The sequence below is a fragment of the Corynebacterium sp. HMSC073D01 genome (assembly GCF_001815555.1).
Lineage (GTDB): Bacteria > Actinomycetota > Actinomycetes > Mycobacteriales > Mycobacteriaceae > Corynebacterium > Corynebacterium glucuronolyticum.
In genome coordinates, this window is the sequence record NZ_KV821050.1 from 1 (window position 1) to 13218 (window position 13218).

At 58.4% G+C, this 13218-nt stretch carries 11 protein-coding genes; 3 read left to right on the forward strand and 8 right to left on the reverse strand.

What is annotated here, in order from left to right:
- The 6 genes from HMPREF3044_RS07620 to HMPREF3044_RS07645 form a co-directional block, all read right to left on the reverse strand.
- The coding region (locus tag HMPREF3044_RS07620) for an ATP-binding cassette domain-containing protein (RefSeq protein ID WP_256381082.1) at positions 1-339 on the reverse strand (339 nt) is incomplete at its 3' end.
- Positions 340-395: 56 nt separating this feature from the next.
- Positions 396-611, reverse strand: a complete 216-nt coding sequence (locus HMPREF3044_RS07625) for an energy-coupling factor transporter transmembrane protein EcfT (RefSeq protein ID WP_246820952.1) — start codon at positions 609-611, stop codon at positions 396-398.
- A gap of 58 nt (positions 612-669) precedes the next feature.
- Entirely contained in the window at positions 670-3684 is a 3015-nt protein-coding gene (locus tag HMPREF3044_RS07630) for a type I restriction endonuclease subunit R (protein ID WP_005393409.1), read from the reverse strand.
- Entirely contained in the window at positions 3684-5012 is a 1329-nt protein-coding gene (locus HMPREF3044_RS07635; RefSeq protein WP_005393408.1) for a restriction endonuclease subunit S, read from the reverse strand. The genes HMPREF3044_RS07630 and HMPREF3044_RS07635 overlap by 1 nt, the downstream gene beginning before the upstream one ends.
- Positions 5013-7061, reverse strand: coding sequence for a type I restriction-modification system subunit M (locus HMPREF3044_RS07640; protein WP_005393407.1), 2049 nt, complete (start codon positions 7059-7061; stop codon positions 5013-5015). It abuts the gene before it with no gap.
- Entirely contained in the window at positions 7051-7260 is a 210-nt protein-coding gene (locus HMPREF3044_RS07645) for a type II toxin-antitoxin system Phd/YefM family antitoxin (protein ID WP_034988730.1), read from the reverse strand. Before HMPREF3044_RS07645 ends, HMPREF3044_RS07640 begins: the two co-directional genes overlap by 11 nt.
- Before the next feature lie 510 nt (positions 7261-7770).
- Here HMPREF3044_RS07645 and HMPREF3044_RS07650 point away from each other — a divergent pair.
- Positions 7771-8967 (forward strand): hypothetical protein, encoded by a 1197-nt coding sequence (locus HMPREF3044_RS07650; protein ID WP_070740513.1) that lies wholly within the window; start codon positions 7771-7773, stop codon positions 8965-8967.
- A 206-nt stretch (positions 8968-9173) separates the two neighbouring features.
- Here the strand turns inward: HMPREF3044_RS07650 and HMPREF3044_RS07655 are convergent, their stop codons facing one another.
- Both HMPREF3044_RS07655 and HMPREF3044_RS07660 read right to left on the reverse strand, forming a co-directional pair.
- Positions 9174-10499, reverse strand: a complete 1326-nt coding sequence (locus tag HMPREF3044_RS07655; RefSeq protein ID WP_070740516.1) for an ABC-2 family transporter permease — start codon at positions 10497-10499, stop codon at positions 9174-9176.
- Positions 10500-10537: 38 nt separating this feature from the next.
- Entirely contained in the window at positions 10538-11242 is a 705-nt protein-coding gene (locus HMPREF3044_RS07660; RefSeq protein ID WP_070740519.1) for an ATP-binding cassette domain-containing protein, read from the reverse strand.
- A gap of 145 nt (positions 11243-11387) precedes the next feature.
- Here HMPREF3044_RS07660 and HMPREF3044_RS07665 point away from each other — a divergent pair, with 145 nt between their 5' ends.
- Both HMPREF3044_RS07665 and HMPREF3044_RS07670 read left to right on the forward strand, forming a co-directional pair.
- On the forward strand, positions 11388-12638 hold the full coding sequence (locus tag HMPREF3044_RS07665) for a hypothetical protein (RefSeq protein ID WP_070740522.1): 1251 nt from the start codon (positions 11388-11390) through the stop codon (positions 12636-12638).
- A gap of 15 nt (positions 12639-12653) precedes the next feature.
- The gene (locus HMPREF3044_RS07670) at positions 12654-13217 is read left to right on the forward strand and encodes a hypothetical protein (RefSeq protein ID WP_005393387.1); all 564 of its coding nucleotides are present in this window, start codon (positions 12654-12656) and stop codon (positions 13215-13217) included.
- Position 13218: the final 1 nt, after the last annotated feature.

Consider the following 13218-nt stretch of genomic DNA (forward strand, 5'->3'; position numbering starts at 1 on the left):
GATACCTAACTCGGCTGCAACCTCGTCAATGCCGGCACAGATCTCCTGCGGGTCGCGGCCGAGATTTTCTGGGCCGAAGGCGAGCTCTTGGCGCACGTGAGTGGTGTAGAACTGGGTGCGCGGGTTTTGAAACACTGTCGAACAGTGGTGGGCAAGCTCTGATAGATCTACTCGTGCCACGTCAATGTCGTCGACTGTGACGCTTCCGGTAAGGTCGCCGTCGTGAAAGTGCGGGATGAGCCCGTTAAACAGCCGCAACACGGTGGTCTTCCCCGACCCTGACGCGCCGCACAGCAAGGTGACAGTTCCCGGCGAAATAGTGAGGTTGGCGTCATTGATTGAGGGGTGGTCTGCTCCTCGATAGGTGAAGGTGACCCCAGTTGCTTAGGCTATTGTCATAGGACGATTCTCCATATCGCGAAGCCGATAACGACGAGCAGAATGACTGCGTCGATCACACGGAATTTCACGACTGTGACCGAGGTGGGCTTTGCGGTTCCGCCCAGTCCGCGCACGAGGGCGGCCGATGCCAGTTCGTCCCCGCTGCGTACCACGGTCGATAGCAGAGGGATTGTGAAGTATTGCGCCGCACGCAGTGAGAGCACGGACATCCCGCGTAGTTTCATGGCATCTGAGATCGCTTTAACCTCGTGGCCGATTACGGGCGGTTTAAACGGCAGTATCCTCGTCGCGACGATTGAGGCGCTCATGGATAAGCGGCAGTAAGATCGCATCCACGTCACCTCTGAACACAGGGTCGGAGAGGTACTTCATGGCGAATTCTTGGTTCTGCGTCATCCGTGAGAGCATCACGTCGGGCATCTTCTCGTCATAGATGATCTTGAACAAGTCCAGCGTGTTGTGAGCACGTAGTTGAATTTCATCATCTTGTACAAGGTCATCGGCGACTTGTTCGAGAACTTTGTCCATATTGGTGAACTCGGTACCCCACCGTTCGTTCAAGGTATCGAGAATCTTCGAGAGCCGTTCACGTTCGTCCTCGGTGGGCATGGCAAGCTTCGGAGAATTCCCAAGTTCGCCCACCTCATCAACCAGATCAATCGAACCTTCATAGACAGACTGCAGCCGGTAGTACTGCAAGGTCACTTCATCATCCAAGTGTGGGGCGGGATCTCCATCGATATGGAGCTTGCGGGTAAGGAGCTTGGCGTATGCGGCGAACTTGTGCAGCCTCTCATCGTCGAAGCGGATGATGTGGGTCAAGAACTCGTAGTTGCGGTTGAACTTGTTGAACGCCGAGCGCACCTCGACTTTTTCCTCGTCGTCAAGGGCGTCGAAGCGGCCGACTGCCGGGTCAAGGAAAGCATTGAGCCTGCCGAAATCCAGATTGGTCTGCTGCTTCTGCTCTCTGAAGAACACGGTCGCGAACCCGTCGATCTCTTCGTCTCGCCACAGCTGGTAGGAGGCGATCAAGTGGTAGAGGTCGTAGACGATGTTCGGGTCGGTTTCCTCGCTGATCGAGGTCGACACGTAATAGTCTTGGAACGCCGCCTGAATGTCTTCAGCGCTGTTGACGAAGTCCAACACGAACGTGTCTGACTTGCCCGGGCACATTCGGTTGATCCGCGACAGGGTCTGCACGGCCTTGACCCCGTGGAGCTTCTTGTCCACATACATGGTCTGCAGCAGGGGCTGGTCGAACCCGGTCTGGTATTTCTCGGCCACCAGCAGAATCTGGTACTCACCGGTGTCGAACCGGTCTGGCAGCTCGGCTTCGGGGAAGCCGTTGAGTTGTTCCTCGGTGTAGTCACGCCCGTCGTCTTCGACGGTGCCGGAGAACGCCACCAGCACACCCAGGTCGGTGTAGCCCTTGGCGTTGATGTAGTTGGCGAACGCGAAGTAGTAGCGCACCGCGTGCAACCGGGAGCCAGTCACCAGCATTGCCTTGGCTTTGCCGCCGATCTTGTGTGCCACGTTGCTGCGGAAGTGCTCGATGATGATCTCGGCCTTCTGCCGCAGATTGTGCGGATGCAGGGCTAAGTATTTGCCCAGCGCCTTGTTGGCCTGCTTCTTGGCGTACTCCGGATCGTCAGCGGTGGCCTTACCAACCTTGTAGTACGTCTGGTAGGTGGTGTAATTTGCCAGCACGTCGAGGATGAAGCCTTCCTCGATCGCCTGCTTCATCGAATACACATGGAACGGGCGCGGCGTGCCACCAGGCGTCGGAGTGCCGAAAATCTCCAGAGTCTTCTGCTTCGGGGTGGCCGTGAACGCGAAGAACGATAGGTTCGCCTGCCGTCCATGGGTCGCCATCTCCGCGGCGATCTGCTCGTCAACCTCCAACTGTTCGGCCTCCACCTGAGCCTCAGCCTTCGCATACCGATCCAGCAACTCGGCCTCAGACTCCTGACCCGCTTGGGCAGTGTCAGCCAGCACCTGCTTGAGCCGCTCAGATGCCTGCCCGGTCTGCGACGAGTGCGCCTCATCCACAATCACCGCGAAGTGCTTCCCGGCCGTCGCAATGTTGGACACGTCAACGAACGGGAACTTCTGCAACGTCGAAATGATGATCCGAGCACCCCGACCCAGCGCTTCAGTGAGCTGGCGGGCGTTCTTGTCGACCTTCACCACCACACCGGCGGTGTGATCCATCGAAAACACCGTGTCCTGGAGTTGCTTGTCCAACACCCTCCGGTCAGTGATCACAATGATCGAATCAAACACCACCCGCTGCTCGTCATCATGCAGATTCGACAGGTGGTGAGCCAGCCACGCGATCGTGTTCGACTTGCCCGACCCAGCAGAATGTTGCACTAAATAATTCTTCCCAGCACCATTATCCTTAGCGTCGGCAACGAGCGCACGTACCGCATCCAACTGGTGGAAGCGCGGAAAGATCACCTTGTCTTTCGACTTCGCCGGACGCCCCTCGGGAGTCTTGCCGGGCACGAACTGCACGAACCGGTGCAAAATGTCAAGCAGTGAATCCTTCGCCAGCACCTGCTCCCACAAGTACGAGGTCTTGTACTTGCCCTCCACCGTCGGATTACCAGCACCGTTCTGGAAACCTCTGTTGAACGGCAGGAACACCGTATCTTGACCGGCCAGCTTCGTCGTCATCCACACCTCATCGGTGTCAACCGCGAAATGCACCACCGCACGCCGATTCAACCCAAACAAAGGCTCCGAGGACGGGCGATCCCGCTTGTACTGGGCGATCGCGTCGCGGTACGTCTGGCCGGTCAACGGATTCTTCAACTCCAACGTCACAACCGGGATGCCGTTCACCAACAGCACCGTGTCAACCGAGTTCTCGTTACGCGTTGAATACCGCAGCTGGCGCACGATGCTCATCTCGTTCGCCCAATACTTCTCAGCAAGCACCTCGTTCAAGTCAGTGCCGGGCGCGAAATACACCAGCTTAAACCGAGCACCCACATTCTCAACGCCACGGCGCAACACATCGATCACACCACGCTGATCAAGCTGCGCAGCGACACGCTTCAGAAACTTCTGCTCCGCGTTACCTCGGTAAGTGCGCTCCAACTTCGCCCACTGATCCGGCTGCGTAACCTTCACAAACCGGATCAGATCCGCAGGATACAGACACAGCTCACGATCAAACCCGCGCGGATCACGCGACTCAAACCGGTCAACATCCGCGCCCTGAGTAGTTAGCCAGTACTCGATCTCCGACTCAAACCGCCGCTCCGAGGTATCCATCACGCAACCTCCTCACTAACCCGAACCTTGCCCGTCACCACATCATTAATAACCTGCTTGCGATAAGCACCCAACAACGCGATCTGACGGTCAATATTGGCGATCAGAGAGTCGATCTCAGCAGTCTTTGTATCCAGATAATTGGCGATTGCAATTTGCTGACTACTATTTGGCATCGGAAGTGTGAGACGACGAATATCTTTCCAGTTCAATATTTTCCGCACCCCTTCAGTCATGCCATGCAATGCTTTTTGGGCATCAATCGACTTAAACAAATAGTTCAAATATCTGGACTCAATGTCCCGGTGGGGGCTAATTACAATATATGCAGATGTAATAGCCCCGTTATTTTTAACAAGTCCGATACGTTTTGTCTTAAAGTCATAATTCAGATTAAGGCCGTTAATGACTATCATTCCAGGGCTGACGAGTGTATATCCAGAAAGTATATCCAAGCTTTGCGGACTATCATCCCAGTCAGGTTTTGCAATGATAGAGCCATTTTTGAACTGGAGCGCAACAATCGTTTGCAGTTCGGAATTGTCCAACTTAACTTGATCACAAATATCGAATAGAGGACGATTCTGCCAATCAGCAGGGTATGTTCCAATGAATTCGTATTCGCTGTCCTTCATGGGCGATTCAGGATTAAGGCCTTTGGTGACGGTGTGGGCGATCAACTCACGCTTGTAACGCTCCAACAAGGCCCGCTGACGCCTAAGCTTCTCGACCACCACGTCAATCTCAGCCGTCTTCGCATCCAAGAACGCCACAATCGCGTCCTGCGTTTCCACAGGAGGCCGCAGAAGCTGAGCGTGCTTAAAAACTCCTTGCGTGATGCTATATACTTTCACACCCTGAACGGCGCGGCGAATTTGGTGTCGCCATGCTTCCGATGAGAATAAATAAGCAAAGTACTTGTGCTCATATGTTTCGCGCGGACGCGCGAGTAAAGTGTGGTAGCCCGCATGGATCATTTGGCTGCCGTCAGATCGACTGAAGTTGCCAGCGCCATGCACGTCTTCTGAGGTATCCGCAAAAACTAGATCGCCTTCCCTCAGCCTCGCATCTTCTAGATTTCCGCCGCCTATTTTATCTGCGGGAATAAACCTCACTAAATCTGGACTTATCGTCACAACCGGGTTGTGTTTTGCATGTATTTGCCCATAACTAAGGACTGGTATTCCTGCGGCCTCTAGGTCGCGCTTCTTTATATCTAGTCCGCGAGAGAACTTGAAGCTCATGCTGAAACGATCAACCGTCCAAAGCTGTGGAATCTTATCAATCCACGGAACGCCGCTATCTTTGTAGTGCTCGTAGACCTCCATTTAGTTCACCTGCTCACTGAATAGTTTGGCAATGGAGGCTTGGATTTCGGCTCCAAGGGTTTGGATTTCGGCGAGGGTTTCGGTGGGGTCGCCGAGTTCTTCGTACTGGTAGAAGTAGCGGGTGAAGGGGATCTCGTAGCCGATCTTGGTCTTGTCGGGGTCGACGTAGGCGTCGGCCGCGTAGGGGATGACTTCGCGCTGTATGTAGGCGTCGATGTCTTCGGCGAGCGGAATCTGCTCGGTGTCGCGCAGAGCCGGGTCGGGCTCTGGGTTGCCCTTGGTGTCGCGGCAGATGTCTGCAGTCGGGTCAGTTTCACCCAGAGCCACCACGATCGCTTTCAACAGCGGGATGCGCACAGCCAACCCAGCATCCTTGAAGGCAGTCTTGAGTACGGCAGTGAACTCGTCTCGGTTCTTCCACACCCGCTGGCCGCCGAGAGTTTCGATGGCATCGATGATTGTTCGTTGGGTCTTCTTGCCGTCCTCGATCTCTTGGGTGCGGGCGGCTTCGCTGCGCTTCTTCGAGGTGGCCAGGTTCTTGAACGGGGTCTGCTCCCAGACTCGCTCAATTCGTTCAGGTGTGGCGGTGAAGTTCAAACGTAGCGGGCGTTCCACGGTGACTTCGTGGAAGCCGAACTCGCGGGTGTCGAAAATCTTGGAGTGCTCACCCTCGGTGAAGTCGCCGTAGATGCGCGCGATCTGGGCAATGTTGTCAGCGGTGAGGTATTTGCGTTTTTCGCCGAGCGGTTTGCGCATCCTGGCAAAGAACTTGGTGGCGTCGATCAGTTGCACCTTGTTTTTGCGGATTGACGCTTTGCGGTTGGAGAGCACCCAGATGTAGGTAAGGATGCCGGTGTTGTAGAACATCTGGTCAGGCAGGGCGACGATGGCCTCAAGCCAGTCGTTTTCAAGAATCCAGCGGCGAATGTTCGACTCACCTTGCCCAGCCGAGCCGGTGAACAGCGGCGATCCGTTGAACACGATCCCGATCCGGGTGCCTGGCGCGTTCTGGGTATCAGCCGGATCGTAGGGCTTCATCTTCGAGATCATGTGCTGCAAGAACAGGAACGACCCGTCTGAAATACGTGGCAGGCCGGCACCGAACCTGCCCTTCGATCCCCGCTTCTCGGCCTCGTCCTTGATTGGGTCGGCGTACTTCTTCCATTCCACGCCGAAGGGTGGGTTGCACAGCATGTAGTTGAACGTCCGACCCGCTGTTCTGTCAGCGGTCAGCGAGTTGCCGAAGTAGATGCGTTCGGCATCGTCGCCTTTGATGAGGATGTCAGACTTTGCCACCGCGTAGGTTTGCGGGTTGAGTTCCTGCCCGTACACCTCAATACGTGCCTCTTCGTTGAGCTCGTGGGCGCGTTCGATTGCTTCGGAAAGCATGCCACCGGTGCCGACCCCTGGGTCATACAGCGACGCCATGAACCCCGGCTCGCAGATCGCGTTCATGTCCGGGTCGAACAGCACCTCGACCATGAGCTGGATGACTTCGCGCGGGGTGAAGTACTCACCTGCGGTTTCGTTCGACAGTTCGTTGAAGCGCCGGATCAGTTCTTCAAAGATCGAACCCATATCCTCGTTGGAGACCGCTGCAGGTGAGAAGTCCACGGCTGGGTCAGTGAAAGCGTCGACGATCTGGTAGAGCAGGTCGGAGCGGTCGAGACGGTCAATCACGGTATAGAAGTCGTAGGACTTCATCACGTCGCGGGCGTTCGGCGAAAAGCCTTCCACGTAGGAGCGCAGGTTGCCCTCCAGGTTGTCGGGATCATTCTTGAGCGTGTGGAGCGTGAACTTCGATGTGTTCCAAAACGGGTAGCCCGTAGCCTTCGCATATTGCAGGCGCTTCACCTCGGCAGGCACACCCTTCTGGTCACGAATCTGGGCAACTTTGTCCTTCGTACTCACGAGAACCGAATCGAGTCGGGTGAGCACCGTGAACGGCAAGATCACGTCTCCGTACTCGTGCTCCTTGTAGTCACCGCGCAGCAGGTTGGCGATCTTCCAAATGAAGCTGACATAGTTCGTTGTTTTCTCAGTGCTCATTCGGGTCAACTCCATCTTCCATCAATCGCTCGTAACGCTCATGCGACATGACCACCACGAGAGGCTTTCCGTAACGCAACACGTAGGCCACATCGTCACCATCAGCCACTTCCTTGAGCAGCTTCGATGCTTGACCACGTCCAAGGTCGCCGATGTTGATGTGCTTCATCGACTTCTTCGCCGCACGCTTTCGCACCATCGCCTCCTTCGCCACAAGTTACCGTCAACGCCTCATTTTGCCATAAATACATGCAAAATATCGTCACAACACGCGTGAGATACTACATGTACTTTTATCTGTGGTTCTTCGTGAAGATGGAGACATGCGCGCGAGCGAGAACGCCACACAAGGTCAAAGGTGGGCACGGTCTTATCAATCACAATTGAGGGCACGCCCCCTTGCCAGATATCCGCTAACGCAAGCCCACGCCTAGACCCCCTCAACCAGAAACGTGCACCAATCCAACGGGCAGATCGGCGTCGAGCACCAGATCGCCGGAGCTCGAACGCGCCAACGAACAACCCCAGAAACGACAAAACCCCTGCTCAACAGGGGTTTATGGGCTCAAGCGGCTTTTATCATTTTCGACGTCTTTGTTTCCAAAATTTTTTCTCATCCGACAGGCCACGCGCCTGTCGGATTTTTCGTTTGCCAGCGGGGATGACCTTCTCATGTCATAATAAAATGTGAGTGAGTAGGAGAAGCGACATGGCACACGATGAAACCGCAGAAGACCTCCTCGATGCCCCGGATCTGGAAGCGTCGGAAGATCACAAAACCCATGTAAAAAAGGAGATGGAGCACACCCGCGACTTCGTGTCCGGCATCTCGCTGGATGACTTGAAAAGTGGCGACTGGTTCCTCAAACTGCTTTCCTTCTCCCTCGCACAGTACGTTCGCGAGGTAAACGGCGATTACTTCCGGGAGAAGTACCCCCACCTGCCGCCCGACGCGATTGTGGATAAGCGGATCGCCCTCGCCGCGAGCTACGCCGCTATCGAGGGCGGGCTCAGCTCCACTGCGTACACGGGGCTCGTTGCAGCCACGATTGGCTCCGGCGGAGCGGCGTCACCACTCGCGCTTCCCGCCGGCGGGGCAAGCTTCGTCGTCGATCTGAGCTACGTGTCCTACCTGCAGCTACGCATGGCCTACGACATTTCCGTCCTCTACGGGATTCCGCTCGACCTGCACGATCCGGAGGACACGATGAAGCTGGTCAGGCTCGCCTTCGGCATCAAGGCCGGGGAGGTTGCCGGCAACGGCGTGACCAAGGGCGTGCCGATGGTTGTGCAGCCGGTGGTCAAGAAAGTTTTCAGCGGTCCGACGCTCAACGCGCTCAAGTCCCTGCCGGGCGTGGGTAAATACCTGCTTCAGCGAAACATCGTGAAGTTCAGCATCCCCGGCGTATCCATCCCCTTGTCTTCCGGAGTCAACTTCTGGACGACGAAAGTCGCTGGCCGAAATGCGAAGGCTACGTTGCGCAAGGAGGCGCGCATTATTGAGGCTTCTCGACGCCTCGTTGCCCGCGCCACCGACATCGAGACGTTTCTCCTCACCATGTGGTGGATCATGGGTGCAGACCAGTACGCGCGCAACGAGGAATGCCTCTTCCTACACCACATGACCATCGCGGCGGAACAAGACGACGCCCACGGCGAGGAATACAGCCACTTCCTGGACGAATTCAAACACCAGGTGGACATCGATGAGAGGGATCTGTGGCAGCGGATCAACCGCCTCCCCGCAAGCGATGCGCCCACACTTTTCCACGTCGCCATCCTCGCCGCGGTTATCGACGGCAAATACAGCAAGGTTGAGCTCGGCCGCCTGAAGATCCTGGCCGACGAGCTCGGCCAGGACTATGGCGACAAGGAGATCGACGATATCCGCAAGAAGTGGAAGTAAGCGAGTTTGTGCCGACAGTCGCGCTACCTAAACCACCGACAGGACAGGCTGTGCCGCTCGTCAGAACCATCGTCACGTTCCTCGTGTGCATCGCGATAATCGCAGGTATTTCTGCGCTTACCGGAGGCGCGCTGTCGTTTTCTTACTGGGATGTCGCAGCCATCGGCGTGATTGTCATCGTGCTCCAGGCCGCAGTGAGTAGAACCTTATCTTTTCGCTCTTTTTATCGCCTTGGCGAGCAGGATAGATGATACGGCCACAAGGACGAGCGACACGACGAGGGCGATCGGCTCTCGCGGCGTTCCCGGAACGATGGCGCCCCAGGCGGAAAAGGGGATGACCCACAGCTGCGTTTCCGCCAGAACATCACCGCCGATGGTGAGCGCGATGATCGTCCAGAGGATCATCGCGGCAAGGCTCGCGCCCACCCCAAAGCGAATGAGCAGCAGGAAGGACACAAACAGCAACGTCGTGCCGGTAAGTATCCAGAGCACGCATTGAACAAGCGACCCGCTGCTGAGCGCAGCGAGAACAGAAAGGATGACGACAACGGCGACGTGGGCGACGATATAGGCGCGTGACCAGGAAGAGTTTTCCTGGCACATGTGCGCGAAGGCCCCCGCCACCAGTGGCCACGTCAGGATGGGCAGCAGCCCCGCGCCGATGGGGAGGACAAAGTACGTGTAGATGTCGCTGGGGAGGGCGAGAACGATGAGGACGCTGAGTACCAGGCACACGTAGGTGGGCCAGGAGCCGGCGGCGGCGATGGCAGAGCGCAGGGGGAAGGGCGTTTCCCTGCGGTAGGCCGGCGGGGCGCTGACGGCTTCCTCGACGTTGCTTGTCGACGCTTTGTCCCGGCGTTTCGGGGTAACCTCCCACCCCACGAGGAGGAGTGACACAAGTACGCCGACGGCGCACAGGGTGAGCCCCAGAGCGGGGGATTCGCCGAAGGCGGGGTTGGAGTGGGTGATCGGTGTGGCGTTGACGTTGACGCCGATCGGGTTGAGGAGGACGCGGGTGGGCCAGGCCGGCGGGATCGCATACCAGCGCGGGTGTTCGGCAAGCGCCGTGCCGAGGGCCTGCCAGACGATGCCTACCAGGAGGGCGACGACGATCCCGGTATTGCGGGCGAGGGCGTTGCCGAAGGCGATCATCATGAGGGAGCCGATCCACGCCGCCCAGAAGGCTGTCGGTCGAAACGTTCCGAAGCAGGCGAGGAGGCCGAAGTTGCAGGCCTGGAAGAAAAAGGAGATGACGAAGAGCCACAGCACGCGGGCGAGCCTGTCCAGGTGGCGGTTCGAGCCCCGGTTTTGTAATCCGCCGTTGCGCGCATTCTTCTCGCGCACCTCGGGAAGCGCGCCGAGTGTGAACATGAGAGGGCCGGCGATGCCGGTGAAGTACAGCGCCTCCCACATGAGTGCCCCATCGCTACTGGCGGCCCCTGCGCTCTGGGCACCCTGCGAGAGGAGCACGAAGATGAGCGCCATGACGAGCCCGGCAAGGGGGAAGAGGGGAAGCGCGGTCCGCTTCATGCGGATTGCTTCCATCGCAAAGTATCGCAAAGCCACCGCTACGCCGTCCTGTCCGTCAGGTCGAGGAAGCGCGATTCGATGTCGCCGTCGCGCGTGAGCTCCTCCAGTGTTCCCGAGAAGACGGTGGTGGTCGGCGTGCCACCGATGACGGTGACGTCGTCGGCCATCTTCGCCACCTCGCCAAGTTGGTGCGAGGAGATGATGATCGTCCCGCCATGGGAGGTGTACTCGCGGAACATGTCGCGCAGGTCTCGGATGCCCTGCGGGTCGAGGCCGTTTTGGGGCTCGTCAAGGATAAGGAGCTCCGGGCTGCCAAGAAGCGCGATGGCCAGAGCAAGGCGCGCCTTCATGCCCGTCGAAAAGCCACGAACGGCCTTCCGTCCCGTGTCCGTCAAACCGACGCGGTGCAGGACACGCGCAATTTCCGTGCGGGGAAGGCCGAGCGCAAGGCAGTGCACGCGGAGGTTATCCGCGGCCGACAGGTGCGGGTAGAGGGCGGGGTCATTGATGGAGGAGCCGACCTTGTACCGGGTCTCTTGTGGATCGCCGTCGAGGAGACGGATCGAGCCGGCGTCGATGGGCAGGCGCCCCAGGGTGGCCTTGAAGGTAGTCGACTTGCCTGCCCCGTTGCGACCGAGGAGGGCGTGAACCCTCCCTGTCCGGACGCTCAGCTGCAGGTCAGAAAGGATCGGCCCGCCACCCAGCGAGAGATCGACGTTGCTTATTTCCAATGCGGTACTCATGGGGACAAAGAGTACGGCACATTCATACCCCTTGCCGATCACTGGTACTTTCGTTCCGCAGGGGGAACGAAGGTACCGAAAAGTGTGAACGAATGACCCCGTTTTGGCGTTGAGGAGTTCCCTACCCGGTCGTAACTTAATGCGTATGTTCACAAAAGTAGCGACGACAGTAGCAGCAGCAGCGCTCACCATCGGTGCGATTGCACCGGCCGGTGCTGTGCCAGCGATGCCGCAGGGCTACCCGATTAGCAACCTGTACACCACGTGTACGCAGGCCAAAGACCCCGAGTGGCACTACGGGGAAACGGCGCGTCGCTACCTTAACGATGGCACGCTCCAGTTCACGAACCGGACTAACCAAACCGTCCCCTACACGGCGACGGTGGAGACCGGCACGAACCACGAAATCTCCGCGAACTCCGCCGCCAAGCTGCCCAACGGGTGGAAGACGACGGCGAAGTCCGATATCGGCCTGAAGATGAATAACGGCTGGGTCGAGGGTGAGACCGTGGGGCCGATCGACCTCAAGCCGGGCGAATCCCTGCGCGTGGAGTACGGCACCGTGGAGAAGGACTTCATCTCCATGTTCGTCACCTGCGACAACGGCATCGTCCGCAACGCGCCGGGGGCCAACGTCATCCGTGGCACCGGCCCCGCTGAGCGCTACGCCTTTGCCTACATCGTGCGTGCCGACGGTTCCATTTCCGATCTGGCGTTGGAGATCCCGTCGCGCTCCCCCGGCGCGAACAGCAGGCCGGTGGGTGACACCTACACCAGCGTGTCGGGGCCGAGCCTGGAGAAGGTAGCAGACCCGAAGCAGGACCATATCGTTGAGCCTGCGGAACCGTTGCAGAAGGGTGACGACTGGCCGTCGACAAGCGAAAAATGCGAGGGCGACAAGGCGTGGTACCCACTCGATATCACCGCCGTCGCGCCGACGTTTAGGAAGCCCGGGTACAGCCAAGACTTCCTCAACTGGTCCAAGGGTGACTACGAATACCACCCCATCACCGATAACGTCGTCGGCGCTGAGCACAACCCGTACACGAACTGGCTGGGCAACAACAACCACGTGCCCGACGGCTGGCTCCACTCCGTCGGCGCCGTTCAGCGGGCATACATGCCCGTCGGAACCAAGCTCAAGCCCGTGCAATTGCGCCCCGGTGAGCGTGTGCGCGTGGAATACGGAACCACGATGACCAGGATCAACTACCGCGAGATGCACTGCGGCAAAGACGGCACCTACTCCCTTGTGTCGAACTACCCGCAGACATCCGCACCCAGCGGATTTTGGGCAGAGGCGACCATCACCTCCCCCGACGGAAGCACCCGCGTGGAAGATATCACACCCGATACCTACGCGACACTGCCCGTGCCGACCCAGACCAACAATTAAAACAAGGAGAAAACAATGTCCATCCGCACCATCGCAGCGCTCGCCACTGCCACCACCCTCGCCCTCGCCCCCGCCGCCCAGGCACTGCCCTCCCGCGACTTCGGCGTGGCCAACCCCACCACCATCGGTGAGGCCTGCTCCAACCCCGGCGACCGGGGCCAAACCGTCAACATCACCCGCACCTACTTCGACGGCTCCGCCGGCACGTGGACCATCTCCAACTTCAACGACGAGCCCCTGCCCGTCACCCGCACCGTCGAAGAGACCAAGACCAAGACGTGGAACGTCTCCGCCGGCATCGACTTCCCGATCCTCGACCTCATCCACTTCACCTTCTCCTCCAGCTACACCGACTCGCAAAGCTACACCGTCGGTGAGCAGATCGGACCGTACAACGTCCAGCCCGGCAAGACCGCCGTCCTGCGCGCCGGCTGGGTCGTCTCCGACTTCACCGGCCAGCACACCGTCTGCGGCTCCGACCACACCTGGCACGGCGAGGGCGACACCTTCCACGCCACCCTGCCTAAGGAGCGCCACGTCCAGATCTCCACGCGCGACAACGGCAAGCAGGAGTTCTAAA